The following is an 18,866-nucleotide window of genomic DNA, read 5'->3' as shown; positions in this document are numbered from 1 at the left end:
ATTTATTTAATATGAAATACAAAGAAGGAGCGTGAAAAAAGTGGATTTTCGATTTGAATTTACAACGAAGCTGAAAGAATACTTAGACGATGAGAAGGATGAAAAAATAATAAAAGATGGACACAGAGATGTAATTTTTCACTATTTATATGCGTTAGAGACTGAAATTGGCGTTGTTAAAAATCCTAATTTTACTTTTTTTGCATCAGGAAGACGTTCACATATAGTGTTAGAAAACGTTGAATTTAAAACAGAAGTAAATGTAAAAAGTAATATAATTGAAATTACAAAAATAGTGGATAATGTAGCTATTCCGTTAGATACTATCGTAGCGAAAGATCGGGAATTATTTGCACTTGGACGTAATGAGAAGTTTAGTGTACAAATATTAGAGCAGTATCTTTTTGATACATTTGGAGAAAAATTAGGTTTAAAATGAATGGAATAGCCTATGTATTTATGGGTAGTTAATTTTCATATATATCATTTACGTTTGACCTTTCATTTAATTTATACTACAATTCGTAGTGTGAAAGGAGTTGTACAATGTTTACTCAAAACTATAAGTTAAATGAGCACGGGTTAAATCATTTCTTTGGACCGCTTGAAGCGAAAATTATGGAGATTGTTTGGTCTAGCGATGGTATTACTATTAAAGAAGTGCAGCAGAAATTAAGTGAAGAATCACCTGTGAATTTTAACACTGTTATGACAGTTATGAACAGGTTAGTAGAGAAATTACACTTAGAAAAACAGACTGTGAAAAGAAGTGGTATATATCGTGCTGTACAAACAAAAGAAGAATTCTTATCCAATCAAACGAAGAAAATGACACAGGAATTGATGGGGGAATTTGGAGATTTAGTTGTAAATCATATGTTAGATGAGTTAGAGCAGGCTGATCCGACTTTAATAAAAAAGTTAGAAGACAAATTGAGTCAGTTAAAAAGAGAGGATTAATGAAATGAAATGGCAAATGCGTAAAATCGTATTGTTAGCGCTCATTGTTAGTACCCTCTTTTTCAACTTGTTATTGTATTATGTTACATACCCATTTCTTTTTCAAAATAAGGCATTATTCCTTTCAAAGTTTTGCTTGTTTCAGTTAGAAAAACATATGAAAGAACTATCAATGGTTCGTATTATAATAGCAGGGTTATTATTAATTACTGTATTGATTGTCTGTAAAAGAATTTGGCGACAATTTTTCTATAGTAAAAAAGTACAAAAGGCACTTATCCCATTTATTAGAAAAGGGAAACAAATACATATACTGCCGACTGCAGAAGTTGCAGCATTTACAATTGGATTATTCCGTCCGAAAGTTGTCATGTCGGAAGGGTTGCTTCAAACATTTTCAGATGAAGAAATTGATGCGATTATTTTCCATGAAGAATATCATGAAAAGAATTGGGATCCGCTAAAATTATTTTGTTTTACGCTATTAGCAGAAGGAATGATGTACATACCGATATTAAAAGGGTTGTTACAGCGATATCATACGTATCAGGAGCTAGCTGCTGATAAATATGCGATGCAAAAAATGGAATCTTCATTTGAGTTAGGTAGCGCGTTATTAAAATTAATTAAAATAAAGACAATGGAAAATCGATGTGTTACAGCTTCATTTGCAAAAACAGCAATAAATTTACGAATCGAGCAAGTGTTAAATGAAAAGGTTGTTAAGCTTACTATTCCGTTACATACGAATTCGGTATATGTAACAGTAGGTTTATTCTGTATGTCGGTTGTACTTATTGTCGGAGAGTGCATATAGCCTCTTTTTTTAAGAATAAACACTACTCATTGTAGTGTTTTAGGGGGAATAAAATGAATGCAGCAGATTTAACAATTTGGCTTGTGGCTGGGGCGGGAGTATTGTCATTTATATCACCGTGCTCTTTACCGCTATATCCATCTTATTTATCTTATATTACAGGTGTGTCTATTCAAGATTTAAAAGAAAATCGTGGGATTATGCAAAAATCAGCGATTATACATACAGTATTTTTTATGATCGGATTTTCGGTTATATTTTACGCGTTAGGTTTATCGGTAAGTTGGATTGGAATAACATTTTCATCTAACCAAAAATTGATTCAACAAATTGGTGGGATTTTTATTGTTTTAATGGGGCTATTTATGACGGGCTTGTTTCAGCCTAAGTGGCTTATGGCAGAGAAAAAGGTGCAGTATAGAAGTAAATCGACTGGATATATTCGCTCGATTTTAGTCGGTATGACATATGCAGCCGGTTGGACGCCATGTGTTGGACCGATATTTTCAGCTGTACTCATGCTTGGCGCGACGAATCCTGAAGGGGCGCTTCTTTATATTACAGCGTATACTCTTGGGTTTGCGGTTCCATTTTTCGTGATGGCATTCTTTATTGGGAAGGTAAAATGGATTGTTACATATGCCAATGTCATGATGAAAATTGGCGGTGGAATGATGATTGTAACAGGTATTTTATTGTATACAAATCAAATGACGAAAATTACAGCATTCTTTATTCGTCTATTCGGTGGATTTACAGGTTTTTAAAAATGAGGAGGAAGAAAAGTGAAGAAACTAATTGCTATTATACTAGTAGGTGCTCTCGCTTGGGCGGGGGTTAACTTTTATAATTCAAAGAAAGAAGAAAAGGAAAGAAAAGCAAGGCAAGCAGAGTTACAAGAGAAAGAAGTATTACCACAAGTAGGTTTTAAAGCACCTGGCATCACATTAAAAGGATTAGACGGAAAGTTGCAGTCGTTAAATGATGCCAAGGGAAAACCATATATTATTAATTTTTGGGCATCATGGTGTGGGCCGTGTGAAATGGAGGCACCTGACTTAGTTCATATGTATGATAAATATAAAAAGGATGTTGAAATTTTTGCGGTGAATGCAACTGTTAGTGACCCAGTACAAGAAGCAAGCGCATTTGCTAATCGCTATGGATTTGAGTTTCCGGTTCTACTAGATATGGACGGAGTAGCTGGACTAGATTATAAAGTATTCTCTTTACCGACGACATTTTTTGTTAATAAGGATGGAATTATAGTAGATCATGTACGAGGTGTATTGCCACCAGATCAATTAGAAAAGAAATTTAAGAAATTGATTGAGAGCTAAAAGGGGATTTCGTGATGATGGAGTGGATCGTGAGATTACAACCCGTATCTCTTATAATTGGAAGTCTATTTGGATTTATGTTGATGAAACGAAAGATGAGGCATCAAAATGTATCATATGAAAAAATGATGGATGCCGTAACAAATGCGTTTCTTATCATCGTATTTGTATGGAAGTTTGCACCAGCAATTTTAAATCCTGTATGGGCTTTTGGATCGCCAGTGCAAGCAATATTAGCTGTTGGAAGTATGCAACATATTGTAGTAGGATGCGTAATTGCTAGTGTATACATTGTTTGGAAAAGTAAAAAGGAAGAATTTTCGCTTCGTATTTTACTTGATGTACTGCCTTTTGGATTGTGTGTGAGCATTATCTTTTATTTTCTATTTCATCATGAAGTAGGTGCACAAACGACACTACCATGGGGAATGAAAATATATGAATCTAAACTATTATATCACCCTATTTTCGTATACGAGATCATCCTTGCTCTTTGTATAATGGGCTTGTTATGGATGAAAAATGAAAGGCTCGGAAATGGAAGGAATATAAGTATTTTTCTAATTGTTGAGGGGTTTGCTCATATTATTATTTCGCTTGTTAGTGAACAAAATTCGGTTCTGTTTGGTCTATCAGCACAGCAAATAATGAGCTTTTGTATTATTAGTTTAGGGATTTTGTTGGTGCCTAAAAAATAAAAAATAGCCATTAACGGATATTCCCCGTACATGGCTATTTTTTTATTACATATATTAAAAAATCGGCGGAGTAACAGAAAATAAGACTACCGTATTTTTCTCAAAATGATTCACCCATTTATGCTTTAAATAAGCAGGTATTTTTACACTGTCACCAGTTTCTAATACGTATTCTTCCTCATTTAAATATAATATGATTTTCCCTTCTAAGACAAATGCTAATTCTTCTCCTTTATGTTCTAGCACATTTTCTGATGAAGCTGTATTAGGCGGGACGGTCATAATTGCTGTTGCTAAATTTCCAGTGAAATCAGGTGAAAGCATTTCATATGATAAATTATCGATAATCATTTTCTTTCGTTTATGGGAACGTACAATTAAATCGTCTGTATTTGTATCTTCAAGTAAAAAGCTAAATGTTGGCACATCAAGAGCTTTAGCAAGCACTTTTAATGTTTGAATAGAAGGGTTAGCGGACCCACGTTCAATTTGACTTAACATAGATGGTGTAATATTGGCCATCTTTGCTAGTTCTTTACTAGTTAAACCTTTTTCTTTTCTTTGTTTTTCAATTTTTTTACCAATATCTATATTTTCCATAATGAAAATCTCCTTAAGGATTATTAAATTATATTTAAATAAATTAAATTAAAATTAACTAAAGTGAACGATTTGTGTTAAACTATATTAAAATTAATTTAATTATAATTTATTATATGGTGAGCTACAAGGATATAAGGAGGAAACAAAATGAAAGAAATAGGGGCATTACAAGCAGAATACCCATTAGTGAATAAACTTATTGCAACAGAAGAAGTATTTTGGATAAACCCACACATAGAAAAGTATGAAAGGGCAATAAAAGATTCACCACTTAATGAAGAGAATGTAAAAGATGCGGAAGAGAGATTAAAGCGTTTTGCACCATATATTGCGAAAGTTTTTCCTGAAACGAAAGGGACGAACGGCATAATCGAATCACCTTTAGTGAAAATATCTTCTATGAAAGAAGCTTTAGAGACAACTTACAAGCAACCTATTTCAGGAGAATTATTATTAAAATGTGATAGTCATCTTCCAATATCAGGATCAATTAAAGCTAGGGGTGGCATTTATGAAGTGCTAAAATATGCTGAACAATTAGCTTTGCAGCATGGTATGTTAACAGAAGAAGATGATTATTCCATTTTAGATAGTGATACATGTAGAGAGTTTTTTGCCAAATATTCAATTGCAGTCGGTTCAACAGGAAATTTAGGACTTAGCATAGGGATTATGAGTGCGAATCTAGGTTTTAATGTAACTGTTCATATGTCAGCAGACGCAAAAGAATGGAAGAAAGATTTATTAAGAAGTAAAGGTGTAAACGTTATTGAATATGAAGATGATTATAGTAAAGCAGTAGAAGAAGGAAGAAGACAAGCGGATGCGGATCCTAGCTGTTATTTTGTAGACGATGAAAACTCACATGATTTATTTTTAGGATACGCAGTAGCAGCATCACGATTACAAAAGCAATTAGAAGAGTTAGAGGTTGTAGTAGATAAAGACCATCCTTTATTTGTTTACCTTCCGTGCGGAGTAGGAGGAGGACCGGGTGGAGTAGCATTCGGTTTAAAGTTATTGTATAAAGACAATGTTCATTGTTTCTTTGCAGAGCCTACGCACTCTCCATGTATGTTACTCGGCTTAATGACAGGCCTTCATGACAAAATTGCCGTTCAAGATATCGGAATTGATAATGTAACAGACGCGGACGGACTAGCGGTAGGAAGACCGTCTGGATTTGTCGGGAAAACGATGGAACCATTTTTGAGTGGGAATTACACAGTAAGCGATGAAGAGTTATATAGATTGTTAAAAGAACTAGCTGATACGGAGAATATTTATTTAGAGCCTTCTGCACTAGCAGGTATGATAGGGCCAGTGAAAGTATGTAAAGAAGATGAGTATTTACAAAAGCAACAGTTAACAGAGAAGGTGAAAAAAGGTACTCATATTGTGTGGGGAACGGGTGGAAGTATGGTTCCAAAAGATGTAATGAATGAATATTATAGGAAAGGTTTGGAATTAACGGTATAAGGAAAATGAGGCTAGTTGTAGCCTCATTTTTTCATGTACATAAAAATCTTTGTTATTTTCACAATAGTTCTTTATAGTATATATAAAGGATAACTAATATTGAATAAATACAACAAAAAGCTTTATTTTACATAATAAGAGGATGTGTATACGATGTCATTACAGACTAAATATATAGCGGGTATTTCGCTTGGGGTTATGGGTGTAGGCTTTGCGGCTTCTATCCCTTTTCAAGGAACGATAGCTGGAGAGATTATACAAGGGGGATTTGAAGCTGGGTTAGTTGGCGGGCTTGCAGATTGGTTCGCAGTTACAGCATTATTCCGTCACCCGATGGGAATTCCAATTCCGCATACAGCTTTGTTACCTAAAAACCGTAAACGAGTAACGAAAGGGCTCATCAATACGTTAGAAAATGAGTGGCTAACGAAAGAAAGTATTACGAATAAAGTAAAAGAAATGCAGCTAGCACAAATGGTGCTACAAATTGCAGAGAGAGAAATACAGTCTGATGCTGTGAAAAAAGGCATTGTAACGATTGCTGAGAAGGCGATTGTTTCAATCGATACAGAAAAATTAGCGGTTATTATTGAAAAAGAATTAAAGACGTATTTACATACAATTAATACAAGTAACATCTTACAAGTGCTTGTTGATCAATTAGTTGTGCAAGAATATGATGAGAAGACACTTGATTACATTTTAGTAAAAGTGAAAGATTGGACAGCGCAAGATGAAGCACGCTACCAGCTTGGAAGTTTAGGTATGAAGGCGATGGAAAATATAAAAGTAGATGGATTCTTACAGTTTACATTGAAATCGTTTATGAATATTGTAGATGAAGATAAAATTGGCGGCATTTTGCAGAAGTTTATTATTAGCAATATTAACAGCTTACAAGATGCAGATAATAGCACGAGACAACTTATATTAGCGAAAATTCGTCAAGAAATTATAAATGTAAAAGAAAATGAAGCGTTACTACAAGAATTAGAAAATTGGAAAGAAAAATGGATTGCCAATTGGAATGCTACTGACAAAATAAAAGAGATGCTAGAGCAAGTACAGCAAAGAGCAGTTGCTTTTGTAAATAATGAAGAATTTGCTGATAAATATGTTATTCCATTTTTACAAAAACAAATGAATAAAATAAAAGAAGATGAACAGACAGTTCAAAAAATAGAAGATTGGTTACAAAAACAAGTTGTAAGTCTTGTTGAGAAGAACCATTCGAAAATTGGTAAGCTTGTACAAGAAAACCTTGATAAGTTAGATGATAAGACGTTAATCGAAATGATTGAAAATAACGTCGGTAAAGATTTACAGTGGATTCGAGTAAACGGGGCTGTTTGCGGATTTATGATTGGATTAGTGTTAGAAGGAATTAAAGCGATTATATGAGAAAAACCTTCCGCAATTGCGGAAGGTTTTTTATTTTTCGAGAACACTCATATTCAAATTATAAGCTTTCTCAATATTTAACTTGTACGTCCCATCTCCAGTTTTAATCGAATTTTTATACCAATGTTCTTGGTTGTTTAATTCTGGATGTTCTTCTGAAGAAGTATTTTCGTTTTTCGTTAAATCTTCTACTTGTTCCCAAGGTGTACTTCCATGGGTTTCTTTTTGATTCGTTACTGCTGTTAAAGATACATCACTTTCTTTTGCAAGATGGACAGACACTCTTGAGCTTTCCTGTACAAACCAATTATTTTGTAATTGACCTGGATAAAGAGATAGTTCGTTATTTGAAGCACGGATTTCCACATTTTTATTTTGCGGAAGAACAAGCGTTGGTTTCACCTGTGGTGCTGAATTAAATAATGTATGCTGAACAGGTAAAGATTTTAAAGTGATATACATCGTTTCTCCAGCCGTTTGAACTGAAAGGAAATCATCTCGTTTTAAATTGAGTTTTTCATTTGCTTTCGTTGTCATTTCATAAGTTCCCAAAAGATGAATTTGATTTGTATTATTTCCCTCTATCGTTAGAGGCTGATGTCCTGCATCTACTACGATTTTTTTGATAGATTCAGGTATATCAAATTGTCCGTCTGGAATATTACTCGTTTGCCTCGTTGTGTTAATAGAGTGACGAACTTCTTCTAGTAATCCAGTTGATAATAAACAGTAAAAAGCAATTCCGACGCTTCCTAAAACGCCGATAAAGAAAATACTAAAAATATCATATTTAATAAATGATTGTTCCGTCTTAGAAAATAGAAGGTATAGTAAAACTTCGGCTCCAAGTATGATGAGTAAAACTGGCCACCATGCAGTTAGTGTATCTAATACTTGAATTCCTTTTACGACTGAAAATAGTAAAAAGCATCCTAACGATATAATAGAAAGCCCCATTGAGAATGTTCCAACACGCCAAGTCCTCATTCGCTTGTCCCACCTTTGTTTTCTTTATTTCCAAGTAACAATTTAAAGCCGCCGCCAATTAAAAGGAGCGCAACGATAGATGTTTGGAAATAGCGATAATATAGTTCACTAAGATGAATATTAAATATAGTTGCAAAATAATCATTCAAAATAGGAAGGACTGTTTGATTTAATAAATAATAACCACCGAGTGTAATTAATCCGATACCGATCCATCTTTGATGATTTATAAAATAATCGATAATGGGTTCGTCTTGAACTCGTTCTTTTCCGTATTTTGTTGTTTGCTGTAACGCATCAAAAAAGCTATAGAACCAAATGATTGGTACTAAAAATAAAAACGCAGAAAGTCTTAATAAGTCGAGTAAATAAATAGATAGTAAGAAGGCCGCCATAAGCTGAAGACCACGGCGTTGTAAGCCTAAATACATATGACCTGCTCCAGGGAACATCGCTAAAATAGAAGCAAATGTTTTACTTTTCTTTCCCTGCTCTCGATGTTCTTCAAAATCTTCGAAAATAGTACGGTCAATTAATTGCTCGCCACGTTCTTTTTTCTGTAGTTGCTGAACAACGTCAAAGAAATTATAAATCCATAAAACAGGTAACGTAATAAGGAAGATAAGAAAACTTTCTTGCGATGTTAAAAGTGCAACGAAAATGATCATACTTCCGATTCCTGTGCAAGCTACTAAAAATGTAAGTCCGCGTTGCATAAGTCCTAATTGGAAGTGGCCAAGTCCAGGGATGATGGATAAGAGAATGATATAAAATCGTTCGCTCTCTTTAGAGGAATTTATCACTTCTCCAGCTTCTTGTTTTTTCGTTTGTTTTATAATGGTGATAACTAAATCTAGTAAGTTAATTGCCCATAGAACAGCTAGTAAAAATAGAGAAAGAAAAGCAATATCACGTTCTCTTACTACTATGGTACAAAATACTGCAAAGGAGAATAGAAATAGTGATCCCCCGCTATATAAAATAAACCGTCCTAGCTTTTTTAAGTATAAATGTCCAAGCCCAGGAATTAGCCCTAATACAAGTGCTAAAAAGGGATTTTTATTCATGCTTTGAACCTCCGTCCTTTTTCGATGTGTCTACCGATTTGTTTACAATTTGTTGTGAAATAGAAGACTCGTTATGTTTTGAAGATTTCTCTAAATTTGATGTCGCTGTAAAAATATACTGAAATAAACCACTTACCATAAAAATAATTGTAGCCGCAGTCGCAATTATGTAATGAATGATCGTGCGCTTTAGTGAGGTTGTTTTTATATTTTCATTAGACTGTAGTGTTTCAAAATTAATTTGCGTCATAACTTCGTTCGTAAATGAATCATCATTTATCATTGGAAGGTTTTCATGTTGTTCATCAATACTTTCCATATAAAGTGCTAAACAATGATCACATTCATAAAGATGTTCTTCCATAGATTCACGTTCATTACTTTCTATAAAATCTAATGTATAATTGCGCCAATCTTCTTTTGAATAATGCATCATAGAAACTCTTCCTCCTTCCAATGTTTTTTAATCCATTTTCGTGCTCGATACAGTTTCATTTCGACTGTTTTTACTTCGATGTTTTCCTGTAAAGCAATTTCTTGATAACTTTTTTCTTCTAAGTAATGTGCGAGAACGACGTCACGGTAATTTTCGGGAAGTTCTCTCAGTTTTTGAGCAATGAGTAATTTTTGCTCTTTCGTCAATAGTAAAGCTTCAATGTTATGAGAGGATTTTATATTTTCCTCTGTTTCTTTACATAAGGAGAGTTCTTCGTTTTCTCTAGCTTTCTTTCTCTTATAATCAATAGCGTGATTGGTGGCAATACGTGCCATCCACGTTTTTAATCCGCGAAATTGATAATTTGGGAGAGAGGTGTGAATTTTTACGAATACTTCTTGTGTAACATCTTTCGCATCTTCTTCATGTCTTAAAATAGAAAAGATAATTTGAAAAATATAATGACGATATGTTTGTACAAGGATACGAAAAGCATGCTCGCTTCCTTGCTTTGCTTTTTCAATTAATTGTTTTTCCTCAATCGGTCTCTCCCTCCTTTTTGACGCATTCTATTATATAGACGTAAAGAATGATAAGTCACCCTACACATATTGTAAAAAAAGAATAATATATTTTTTGCAGGAGAGCTAGATGAAAAAAGGTGTGAAAAAATGGTAAAGAGAAGTATATAATGAGCAAGTAGGAAATGTTACGGGAAGAAAGGATGTGAATGTTAGTAGGGGAAGGGCCATACTAACAAACATGAAAATTAAAATATTAATAGCGGATGATAACTCTTTTATTAGAGAAGGCATGAAAATTATTTTAAATACATACGAAGAGTTCGAAGTGGTAGATACTGTAAATGATGGAGAAGAAGCTGTAGCATATTGTAAAAATCATGAAGTTGATATTGCTCTTTTAGATGTTCGTATGCCAAATATGAACGGTGTAGAGGCGACGAAGTTCATTTGTGAAGAGACGAAAACAAAACCGCTTATTTTAACGACGTTTGATGATGATGAGTATATTTTGGATGCAGTAAAAAACGGAGCGAAAGGTTATTTATTAAAAAATAACGATCCGGAGCGTATTCGTGATGCGATAAAAGGAGTATATAACGGTCAAACTGTTATGCAAGATGTTGTCCTCGATAAAATTAAGTCTAATTTAATGGAAAGTAAGGAGGAAGAATGTAAAATTGATAAGAGCCTTTTCACAGAAAGGGAGCTTAGTATTATCGCATTAATTGCAAAAGGTTTCTCAAATAAAGAAATTTCGAAACAGCTTTTTATATCTGAGGGAACAATTGCAAATTATATTACGTCAGTTTTAGGGAAAACTGGACTTGAACATCGCACACAAATTGCGATTTATTACTTAACAGGGAAAGTAGATTAATGATATGGAGTTTTGGTTAACTGTAAGTAAATTAATTGTCTTTTTATATATTGTGTTTAGTTATATTTACGCAAATGTAGCAAATTTACCATGGGTTATATTTACATTACTTATTTACCTCTCTGTAAACGTAATGATTTCTATATTTAAAAAAGATATGTATAAAAAAATATTAATCTGTATGTCCATTGGCATAGTTATGTTATTTACATGGAGGGTTCATCCATTTTTTATTTTGTTTTTACCTTTGAACTTATACGAAATTACATTCCATTACATAGAAAAGAATTGGCCACGCTTTGTCGTTATGATGCTCCCAATTACGATTGCAGATGAAAGTATTCGAATGACTTATGGATTAATTGTTGCATTTTCTTTTCTCGTTTTAACTATGGCAGATCGATATATATCGCGTGTAGTAAAGCTTGAATCACAAAATGATAAGATGCGAAAAGATATGCAACGACTTACGAAAAGCTTACATGAAAATAAAGAGTACATAAGACAATCTGAATACACATTTAAGCTAGAAGAGAGAAATCGGTTATCGCAAGAAATTCATGATAAAATTGGTCACTCGATGACGGGTGCACTTATTCAAATGGAAGCAGCAAAAAGATTAATGGAAATAGATAAAGAAAAATCTGCGGAGTTATTACAAAATGCAATTCACATTTCAAAAGATGGAATTGAAAGTATTCGCATTACATTAAAAAATATGAAGCCACCAACTGAGCAAATTGGTATTCATCGTATGAAATTATTCATAGAGGAATTTGCCGGTAAGAATGATGTGAATATTCCTTTTGTATACAAAGGGAACTTAGATATGATTTCTCCCATTCAGTGGAAAATTATCGGTGAGAATGTTACAGAAGCACTAACAAATGCAATGAAATATGCTGATGCGACAGTTATTTCTATAGATATTCATGTGCTTAACAAGATGGTTAAGGTGCAAGTGAAGGATAACGGGAAAGGCGCAGCTTTTGTTAAGAAAGGTCTCGGTATTATGGGGATGGAGGAGCGAACAGCATCAGTAAACGGAAAAATTATTGTAGATGGAACAAGTGGTTTTTCAGTGACAATGTTGTTTCCGATATAAGAGAATGGGATGAAGATGAACCATCTCATATGAAAAAAGTGAATATTCTCATGTGAAAAGAATGAATTTCTGCACTGAGCAGGTTCATTCTTTTTGTTTATAATAACAGCAGAGAAACCGAAATAGGGGTGAAATGATGAATACATTAGAAATTAAAAATTTAACGAAAAAATTTGGTGATTTCATCGCAGTTGATAATATGTCTTTATCTATTAAAGAAGGAGAAATATTTGGCTTTTTAGGATCAAATGGTGCTGGTAAGAGTACAACGATAAATATGATTGCTGGTTTGTTAAGAAGTAATGAAGGTGAAATTAGCATACTAGGAAAAAATATAAAGAAACATAATCGATTTGCAAAGATGAATATTGGTATTGTTCCGCAAGATATTGCGATTTATGAAGAGTTAACTGCTTATGAAAATGTGAAGTTCTTTGCTGGATTGTACGGATTAAGAGGGGCCGAATTAAAAGCTAGGGTAGAGGAAGCTCTTCAATTTGTAGGACTTAGTGATAAACAGAAAAGCTATCCGAAGAACTTTTCTGGCGGGATGAAAAGAAGATTGAATATTGCTTGTGCAATTGCACATAGACCGAAGTTAATTATTATGGATGAGCCGACAGTTGGAATTGATCCACAGTCAAGAAACTATATTCTTCAGTCTGTCCGGAAGTTAAATGAAATGGGAAGCACTATTATTTATACGAGTCATTACATGGAAGAGGTAGAAGAGATTTGTACGAAAATAGCGATTGTAGATCACGGTAAAGTGATTGCAGAAGGTACGAAAGAACAATTAAAATCGATTATTACTGACACGAAAGATATTTGGATTGAAGTGAAATCGGTAGAGAATTTAGATGTAGAAAAATTAAAAGAGATAAACGGTGTGAAAGCAGTTCAAATTGAAGAAAACGTAATTAAAGTGAATTCTGATGCGGGATTAAATAATTTAAATAAAATCATTCAACACTGTATCAATCATGATATTGAAATTCGTTCATTAGAGGAGCAGGCTCCCAACTTAGAAACAGTATTCCTTACATTGACAGGAAGAAACTTACGAGATAAATAAAAAGTAAATGAAGAAAAGGTAAAGGGAGGTTCATCAATTGAACATCTTCAATATTGCAATTATGCATATTAAAAGAGATTTCAGAGACGTAAGAACTTTAGTTTTTATGTTAGCATTTCCGATTGTGCTTATGCTTGTGTTAGGAACAGCGTTAACCAACGCATTTAATAGTGATAGTCATTCGATTAAAGATATACAAGTGCTATATAAAGATGAAGCGAGTAGCACGTTTTCTCAATCATTTGAAGCATTTACGAAAGAAGTGGATAAATCAGGTATTCATTTTAAAAAAGCTTCCGGCAGTATAGATGGGAAAGAAGAAGTGAAGCAAAATAAATATGCCGCTTATGTAGAGTTAAATAAAGATGGTGCAAAATTTTATGGGAGTGACAAAAGTAGTATTGAGGGAAGTATTGTGGAAGGAATGCTTACAACATTTGTTGATAAGTACAATGTAGCGGTCGAAGTTGCAAAAGTAGATCCTACTAAGGTTAGTACGGTTATTTCAAACGGAAATCATAATGATTATATAAAAGAAACATCTTTACAAGCTGCGAAAAAACCAGGTTCTATGGATTACTATGCGGTTGTAATGACAACGATGATTGCACTATATGCTGCGATGGGAGCGAGTTCTTTAATTCGAGGAGAACGAATACGTAAAACAGGAGATCGTCTCATTGCTGCACCTATAAGTAAAGCTGAAATATTCATTGGAAAAGTACTTGGTAGCCTAGTAGCAAATGCCCTGTGCATATTACTCGTCATGTTATTTAGTAAATTTGTTTTTCAAGCGAATTGGGGCGACCATCTTGGAATCATATTTCTTATTTTATTAACACAAGTCTTTCTAGCAATTAGCTTCGGTTTAGGAATCGGATATATCACGAAAACAGCTGAAGCGTCTAGGGCAATTATTATGGTTGTTGTGCAATTAGCTTCTATTTTTGGAGGTGCATATTTCGTAGTAGAAGAAAATTTCGTTACGAATTTATCGCCATTAACTTGGGCAAATACAGCTGTTATGAAAATTATTTATGCAAATGATGTAGGGGCAGCACTACCAGTCATTTCTTTAAACATTGGAATTTCAGCACTCTTTTTATTAATTGCAATTATTGCATTACGTAGACGGGAGGGGCTATAGCATGAAGGATATTTTATGGCTCATACAAAAAACGTTATCTGTGCTTTTGAAAAATAAAAAAAGTTTACTCATTATAATTAGCTTGCCCATAATAGGGACGCTCATTTCCTTTTCGATATACGGAAATGCAGGGCAAGGAACGTTAAATATCGGGATTGTAAATAAAGAAAATGAGCCAATAGCAAATGATACGATAAAGTTTTTAGAAGGATTAAATCATGTGAATGTGAGTAAGGTTAAGGAGTCTGAAGTAGAAGATAAACTCACTTCCAAAAAACTTGATGGAGTTATTACATTAGATTCTGGTTTTTCAAAAAGTGTTCGAGAAGGGAAACCAGAGCATATTGAAATTTCATCGATTAAAGGTGATCAAGTAACAGGATTTATAAAATCATATTTATATAATTATATTGATAATATAGCAGCTATTAGTAAAGTAGCAGGAACAGATCAAAGTACATTCGACAATATGTACGCAGGGTATCAAAAAAGTTCATTTAAAATGAAAACTGAGACGCTAGAAGATACTTCGAAAAATAAAGATATGACAAATCAAACGATGGGTTACCTTATTATGTTTATGCTGTTTTCAGCAGCGAACTTATCAGGTCATATTTTAAAAGAAAAAGAGAATAGAACGTACTTTAGACTATTATCAACGCCGATAGATGGGAAGAAGTTCATATTATCTAATGTCGGGGTAAATATGATAATACTAACAGTACAAATTTTGATTACAATCCTATTCCTAACGAATGTTTTTCATACGAATATCAATATGCCTTTCATAGTGATGATGGGCGTACTAATGCTATTTGCATTAATCGCAATTGGAATATCATTAGTCCTTGTAGCTTTTTCGAAAAACTCAGCATCGGCAAATGCGATGCAAAACATGGTCATTGTACCAACATGCTTACTAGCGGGTTGTTATTTCCCATATGACATTATGCCAAGTGCAGTACAAAAAGTAGCTAATTTTCTTCCACAGCGCTGGTTGTTAGACACAGTATCGAAACTACAACAAGGAATACCATTCTCGGAGTTGTATTTAAACATTTTAATTTTATTCGCTTTCGCAATTGCATTCTTCTTAATTGCTATTTATAAGTTTGGAAGAAATAATGATGCGAGGAATTTTGTTTAATGTGAAAAGGTGTGGCTTAATGCCATACCTTTTTTTGAAATTTAGAGTATCTTTTGTAGTATAGGAATGCTTTTGTAGAGCACTTCGTTATGTGAAGCATGCAAAACATATTTATTTCCCTCTAGAAGAAAAACGCTATGTAGAACAGCGTTACCGTCACCATGTTTTGTAAGTAAATCACCGACGACTTTGCCGTCTGTCCATTTCAGTTTGGAATGTGAAGGGACGACTTGTAAATATTGAATTGTTTCCTCTCCATCTCCGGCAATGAGTGTCGTTTCAATATTTCTTTTTTGTATAATAAATCTATTTTCATTTAATGTATCGAGGAAAGGGTTTTTCGTTTTCATCTTACTATAAGGAAGAAATGTAATAGAAGAGCCGGATCTTATAAATAAATAATTTCCGTAATCTTTACAAGGAATAACATCTTGTAATCCTGGAAAGTAAATGTGTATCGCCTCAACTTTATTCATTTTATGTAAGATGCTTAAGTAACAAATATATTGTTCCACATAAAAATGAACGATATTTATTTTAGAAGAGGCATGGATAGGGAGAGTACCTCCAGTCCAATAACTATAATTTGGTGAAGATCCAGCGTTTGGTGTGCAGAGTATTATAAGCTGATTTACATCATTTTTATATGTTGCACTTTGAACGTAAGAACGTCCAAGAAGGCCGCCCATACTATGACAAATTAGATTTAGTTTATCGCAACCTGTAATCTTTTTAGCATAAGCAATCGTTTGTAATAAATATTTTTGTGTAGAAAAAACAATACGCTGCCGCCAGTCATAAAAACAGATGAACAAATCTTTATTTCGTTCGTACCCCATACTTTCTAGCATCATGATGAATGGTTCGTAAACAAATGCAGAAAGTCCAAAACTCCAATTACCAGTGCCGGGAATAATAATATTGCTCATTGAACCGAAAAGACCTGGGATAAAAACAATAGGAGTTTTCCCTTTTCTCATATTCGTATCTCCTTTAACTGTTTAGTATCAATAAAAATAAGAAATACATTTCGTATGAAAACATATTTAAATGAAACACTACGAAATAGTAAGGAATATGATTGGAAGGAAACCAAAATGATTAAAAAAATATTAAGAGTTACTTCTATTATTATTGCTATTTTCGTTTTTATTTTAATTTGGATGCATATCGATGTTACCTTAGGTAGGAAAATGGAAGCCGGGAAAAACATGCCGACAGAGTATGCGCCTCATTATAGTGACTTTCAATTATATGTAGAAGGGAAGTCTTTTTATAAACAATTATTTACTGATATAAGAGAAGCGAAAAGCTCCATCTACACTTATTTCTTCATTTTGTCGGATGATAAAAGTAGTCATACTTTTTTAAACTTATTAAAAGAGAAGGCAAAAGAAGGAGTAAACGTCTATTTATCAGTTGATCGCATTAATGATTTATCATTTGAAAGAAAGGTGATAAATGAATTGCGGAAAAGTGGTGTACATTTTACATATAGTAGAAAACCTACATTGCCATTCGGATTTTATTCACTTCACCATCGTAATCATCGCCGTATTACGACGATTGATGGGGAGATTGGCTATACAGGCGGATTTAATATAGGAGATGAGTACTTAGGGAAAGATAAGCGATTTGGATATTGGCGTGATTATCATGTACGACTTAAAGGAGAAGGAGCAAAAGATTTAGAACAGCAATTCGCTTTAGACTGGAAACGAGATACGAAAGAAGAGATAAAGAGAAGTACGAATAAAGCTAGTAAAGGGAATACATTACATACTATGACTAGTTACAATGGGCATTACGTTGCTGAAAAATATATAGAGCTCATAAAACAAGCTCAGCACTCCATTGTAATTGCAACGCCGTATTTTATAGCAAAAAATAAAGAGTCCATGAATGCTTTAATCGCAGCACAAAAGCGTGGTGTTACAGTAAAAATACTTTGGTCATATAAACCAGATCTACCTCTTATAAAAGAAGCGGCGTATCCATACATAAGTCAAGCTGTTAATAATGGGATTACTGTATATGGGTATAAAAAAGGAATGTTCCATGGCAAATTAATGCTTATTGATAATGAATTAACCGTTATTGGTACAACAAACTTTACTTCGCGTAGCTTCAATATAAATGATGAAATGAATTTTTATATTTATGGTGGTCCTATTGTAGGACAAGTTAATAAGGCGTTAACAGAGGATTTTCATGATTCGAAAGAAATGACGAAAGAGTTTTTTGAAAAGTTATCTTTTTGGGAGCGTTGTAAGGAGAAAGTGGCGGGATTGGTTGACTTCTATTTGTGATGATGAATTAGGAAAGGGTGCCTACAAAAGACACCCTTTTTTGGTGGGAAATCATTATTTTTCATGCACCAACATCGTAACATCATCATTAATCAACGTCCCCACATGTTCGCCTAAACATATTTTTTTCATGACTCCAGGCTCATCAAAGTTAAAGACATGTGCTGGTAAATTGTAGTCCCGGGCAAGCAGTAATGCCGCTTGATCCATAACTTGTATATTTTGTCTAACGACATCATTATAGTTTAGTTTGCTGTACATTTTTGCTGATTTGTTATGCTTCGGATCACTTGTAAAAACGCCATCGACACCCTGTTTTGCGACTAATATGGCATCACTATTCATTTCAATGGCTCTTTGTACACTTGGATAATCTGTCGTCACGAACGGTTGCCCGTTTCCGCCTCCAAAGATAACGATATAACCGTTATCTAAATGGTGGACTGCACGCAAGCGAATGTATGGTTCAGCTACTGCATTAAATGGAATGGAAGTCATAACGCGTACTTCTCTATTTGTTTTACTTGTTAAAACACCGCGAAGCATTAAGCTGTTAATGATTGTACCTAACGTACCGATATTATCAGCTTCTACGCGATCGATTCCCCATTCTTCAGCTAGATGCCCCCTAAAAATGTTACCGCCACCGATGACGATGGATACTTCGATACCTAAATCAACAATGGATAAAATTTCGTTTGCGATATGTTCTAATCGTTTGGAGTTAAAGCTATTTCCAGTTTGATCGGCAAGTGCACCGCCGCTTAATTTAATTAAGACACGTTTATATGGTCTCATAACAATTCCCCCTATATAGATCGCAATAAAAAAGGAACAAAGGCGAATGCCTTTGTTCCTTTTTAAGAAAATGAAAAAGAAAAGAAGAAGATAGGA

Annotated in this window: 21 protein-coding genes; 14 read left to right on the top strand and 7 right to left on the bottom strand. The window is 33.8% G+C overall.

Annotated features, from left to right (window positions below; genetic code table 11):
* The first annotated feature begins 40 nt into the window (after positions 1 to 40).
* The 6 genes from HMAS_RS15565 to HMAS_RS15540 all read left to right on the top strand — a co-directional run bounded on the left by HMAS_RS15565 (position 41) and on the right by HMAS_RS15540 (position 3,815).
* A complete protein-coding gene (locus HMAS_RS15565; protein WP_000347525.1) occupies positions 41 to 439 on the top strand; it encodes a DUF3942 family protein in 399 nt (132 codons plus the stop codon).
* Between the two features lie 107 nt (positions 440 to 546).
* A complete protein-coding gene (locus HMAS_RS15560; RefSeq protein ID WP_000495053.1) occupies positions 547 to 960 on the top strand; it encodes a BlaI/MecI/CopY family transcriptional regulator in 414 nt (137 codons plus the stop codon).
* A 4-nt stretch (positions 961 to 964) separates the two neighbouring features.
* Positions 965 to 1,777, top strand: coding sequence for a M56 family metallopeptidase (locus tag HMAS_RS15555; protein ID WP_116344913.1), 813 nt, complete (start codon positions 965 to 967; stop codon positions 1,775 to 1,777).
* A 53-nt stretch (positions 1,778 to 1,830) separates the two neighbouring features.
* The gene (ccdA, locus tag HMAS_RS15550) at positions 1,831 to 2,544 is read left to right on the top strand and encodes a cytochrome c-type biogenesis protein CcdA (RefSeq protein WP_000990443.1); all 714 of its coding nucleotides are present in this window, start codon (positions 1,831 to 1,833) and stop codon (positions 2,542 to 2,544) included.
* Positions 2,545 to 2,562: 18 nt separating this feature from the next.
* Entirely contained in the window at positions 2,563 to 3,117 is a 555-nt protein-coding gene (locus HMAS_RS15545; protein ID WP_000733177.1) for a TlpA family protein disulfide reductase, read from the top strand.
* A 17-nt stretch (positions 3,118 to 3,134) separates the two neighbouring features.
* Positions 3,135 to 3,815: a prolipoprotein diacylglyceryl transferase family protein gene (locus HMAS_RS15540; RefSeq protein ID WP_025689552.1), complete on the top strand. Its 681-nt coding sequence runs from the start codon at positions 3,135 to 3,137 to the stop codon at positions 3,813 to 3,815.
* 54 nt (positions 3,816 to 3,869) lie between these two features.
* Here HMAS_RS15540 and HMAS_RS15535 read toward each other — a convergent pair whose 3' ends face one another.
* Positions 3,870 to 4,415 carry a helix-turn-helix domain-containing protein gene (locus tag HMAS_RS15535; protein WP_048656953.1) on the bottom strand — a complete coding sequence of 182 codons (546 nt, stop codon included), beginning with the start codon at positions 4,413 to 4,415 and terminating at the stop codon, positions 3,870 to 3,872.
* Positions 4,416 to 4,565: 150 nt separating this feature from the next.
* On the opposite strand from HMAS_RS15535, the gene HMAS_RS15530 reads away from it, so the two are divergent.
* Both HMAS_RS15530 and HMAS_RS15525 read left to right on the top strand, forming a co-directional pair.
* Entirely contained in the window at positions 4,566 to 5,897 is a 1,332-nt protein-coding gene (locus HMAS_RS15530) for a D-serine ammonia-lyase (protein WP_098272859.1), read from the top strand.
* A gap of 153 nt (positions 5,898 to 6,050) precedes the next feature.
* Positions 6,051 to 7,298 carry a DUF445 domain-containing protein gene (locus HMAS_RS15525; protein ID WP_000058294.1) on the top strand — a complete coding sequence of 416 codons (1,248 nt, stop codon included), beginning with the start codon at positions 6,051 to 6,053 and terminating at the stop codon, positions 7,296 to 7,298.
* A 30-nt stretch (positions 7,299 to 7,328) separates the two neighbouring features.
* Here the strand turns inward: HMAS_RS15525 and exsE are convergent, their stop codons facing one another.
* From exsE to HMAS_RS15505, 4 genes are read right to left on the bottom strand one after another with little or no spacing between them, the layout of a single operon-like run.
* Entirely contained in the window at positions 7,329 to 8,285 is a 957-nt protein-coding gene (gene exsE / locus HMAS_RS15520; protein WP_098272860.1) for an exosporium protein ExsE, read from the bottom strand.
* Positions 8,282 to 9,352: a hypothetical protein gene (locus HMAS_RS15515; protein ID WP_098272861.1), complete on the bottom strand. Its 1,071-nt coding sequence runs from the start codon at positions 9,350 to 9,352 to the stop codon at positions 8,282 to 8,284. Before HMAS_RS15515 ends, exsE begins: the two co-directional genes overlap by 4 nt.
* Positions 9,345 to 9,788, bottom strand: a complete 444-nt coding sequence (locus tag HMAS_RS15510; protein WP_000972351.1) for a hypothetical protein — start codon at positions 9,786 to 9,788, stop codon at positions 9,345 to 9,347. Before HMAS_RS15510 ends, HMAS_RS15515 begins: the two co-directional genes overlap by 8 nt.
* Positions 9,785 to 10,273 (bottom strand): RNA polymerase sigma factor, encoded by a 489-nt coding sequence (locus HMAS_RS15505; RefSeq protein WP_098272862.1) that lies wholly within the window; start codon positions 10,271 to 10,273, stop codon positions 9,785 to 9,787. The genes HMAS_RS15510 and HMAS_RS15505 overlap by 4 nt, the downstream gene beginning before the upstream one ends.
* Positions 10,274 to 10,550: 277 nt before the next feature.
* Here HMAS_RS15505 and HMAS_RS15495 point away from each other — a divergent pair, with 277 nt between their 5' ends.
* From HMAS_RS15495 to HMAS_RS15475, 5 genes are all read left to right on the top strand, one after another.
* Entirely contained in the window at positions 10,551 to 11,189 is a 639-nt protein-coding gene (locus HMAS_RS15495) for a response regulator transcription factor (protein WP_098272863.1), read from the top strand.
* 4 nt (positions 11,190 to 11,193) lie between these two features.
* A complete protein-coding gene (locus HMAS_RS15490) occupies positions 11,194 to 12,294 on the top strand; it encodes a sensor histidine kinase (RefSeq protein ID WP_000397683.1) in 1,101 nt (366 codons plus the stop codon).
* Positions 12,295 to 12,430: 136 nt separating this feature from the next.
* Positions 12,431 to 13,369 (top strand): ABC transporter ATP-binding protein, encoded by a 939-nt coding sequence (locus HMAS_RS15485; protein ID WP_001093823.1) that lies wholly within the window; start codon positions 12,431 to 12,433, stop codon positions 13,367 to 13,369.
* Positions 13,370 to 13,406: 37 nt separating this feature from the next.
* Positions 13,407 to 14,516, top strand: a complete 1,110-nt coding sequence (locus HMAS_RS15480) for an ABC transporter permease (RefSeq protein WP_001020156.1) — start codon at positions 13,407 to 13,409, stop codon at positions 14,514 to 14,516.
* 1 nt (position 14,517) lies between these two features.
* On the top strand, positions 14,518 to 15,663 hold the full coding sequence (locus HMAS_RS15475; protein WP_000651881.1) for an ABC transporter permease: 1,146 nt from the start codon (positions 14,518 to 14,520) through the stop codon (positions 15,661 to 15,663).
* A gap of 41 nt (positions 15,664 to 15,704) precedes the next feature.
* Here HMAS_RS15475 and HMAS_RS15470 read toward each other — a convergent pair whose 3' ends face one another.
* The gene (locus HMAS_RS15470) at positions 15,705 to 16,643 is read right to left on the bottom strand and encodes an esterase/lipase family protein (protein ID WP_001225397.1); all 939 of its coding nucleotides are present in this window, start codon (positions 16,641 to 16,643) and stop codon (positions 15,705 to 15,707) included.
* 117 nt (positions 16,644 to 16,760) lie between these two features.
* On the opposite strand from HMAS_RS15470, the gene cls reads away from it, so the two are divergent.
* A complete protein-coding gene (gene cls, locus HMAS_RS15465) occupies positions 16,761 to 17,972 on the top strand; it encodes a cardiolipin synthase (RefSeq protein ID WP_116344912.1) in 1,212 nt (403 codons plus the stop codon).
* A gap of 54 nt (positions 17,973 to 18,026) precedes the next feature.
* On the opposite strand, the gene pyrH is transcribed toward cls, so the two are convergent.
* Positions 18,027 to 18,770, bottom strand: coding sequence for a UMP kinase (gene pyrH / locus HMAS_RS15460; protein WP_001248059.1), 744 nt, complete (start codon positions 18,768 to 18,770; stop codon positions 18,027 to 18,029).
* Between the last annotated feature and the right edge of the window lie 96 nt (positions 18,771 to 18,866).

This window comes from Bacillus sp. HMA207, from assembly GCF_003402455.1.
GTDB classification, from domain to species: domain Bacteria; phylum Bacillota; class Bacilli; order Bacillales; family Bacillaceae_G; genus Bacillus_A; species Bacillus_A cereus.
This window is presented reverse-complemented; position numbering and strand designations above follow the sequence as displayed.

Excerpts from the sequence above, each read along its gene's own strand:
- pyrH (WP_001248059.1), bottom strand. The coding sequence starts at position 18,770 with ATGAGACCATATAAACGTGTCTTAATTAAATTAAGCGGCGGTGCACTT.
- exsE (WP_098272860.1), bottom strand. The coding sequence starts at position 8,285 with ATGAGGACTTGGCGTGTTGGAACATTCTCAATGGGGCTTTCTATTATA.
- HMAS_RS15510 (WP_000972351.1), bottom strand. The coding sequence starts at position 9,788 with ATGATGCATTATTCAAAAGAAGATTGGCGCAATTATACATTAGATTTT.
- HMAS_RS15530 (WP_098272859.1), top strand. The coding sequence starts at position 4,566 with ATGAAAGAAATAGGGGCATTACAAGCAGAATACCCATTAGTGAATAAA.
- ccdA (WP_000990443.1), top strand. The coding sequence starts at position 1,831 with ATGAATGCAGCAGATTTAACAATTTGGCTTGTGGCTGGGGCGGGAGTA.
- HMAS_RS15535 (WP_048656953.1), bottom strand. The coding sequence starts at position 4,415 with ATGGAAAATATAGATATTGGTAAAAAAATTGAAAAACAAAGAAAAGAA.
- HMAS_RS15470 (WP_001225397.1), bottom strand. The coding sequence starts at position 16,643 with ATGAGAAAAGGGAAAACTCCTATTGTTTTTATCCCAGGTCTTTTCGGT.
- HMAS_RS15495 (WP_098272863.1), top strand. The coding sequence starts at position 10,551 with ATGAAAATTAAAATATTAATAGCGGATGATAACTCTTTTATTAGAGAA.
- cls (WP_116344912.1), top strand. The coding sequence starts at position 16,761 with ATGATTAAAAAAATATTAAGAGTTACTTCTATTATTATTGCTATTTTC.
- HMAS_RS15475 (WP_000651881.1), top strand. The coding sequence starts at position 14,518 with ATGAAGGATATTTTATGGCTCATACAAAAAACGTTATCTGTGCTTTTG.
- HMAS_RS15555 (WP_116344913.1), top strand. The coding sequence starts at position 965 with ATGAAATGGCAAATGCGTAAAATCGTATTGTTAGCGCTCATTGTTAGT.
- HMAS_RS15560 (WP_000495053.1), top strand. The coding sequence starts at position 547 with ATGTTTACTCAAAACTATAAGTTAAATGAGCACGGGTTAAATCATTTC.
- HMAS_RS15540 (WP_025689552.1), top strand. The coding sequence starts at position 3,135 with ATGGAGTGGATCGTGAGATTACAACCCGTATCTCTTATAATTGGAAGT.
- HMAS_RS15485 (WP_001093823.1), top strand. The coding sequence starts at position 12,431 with ATGAATACATTAGAAATTAAAAATTTAACGAAAAAATTTGGTGATTTC.
- HMAS_RS15525 (WP_000058294.1), top strand. The coding sequence starts at position 6,051 with ATGTCATTACAGACTAAATATATAGCGGGTATTTCGCTTGGGGTTATG.
- HMAS_RS15490 (WP_000397683.1), top strand. The coding sequence starts at position 11,194 with ATGGAGTTTTGGTTAACTGTAAGTAAATTAATTGTCTTTTTATATATT.
- HMAS_RS15515 (WP_098272861.1), bottom strand. The coding sequence starts at position 9,352 with ATGAATAAAAATCCCTTTTTAGCACTTGTATTAGGGCTAATTCCTGGG.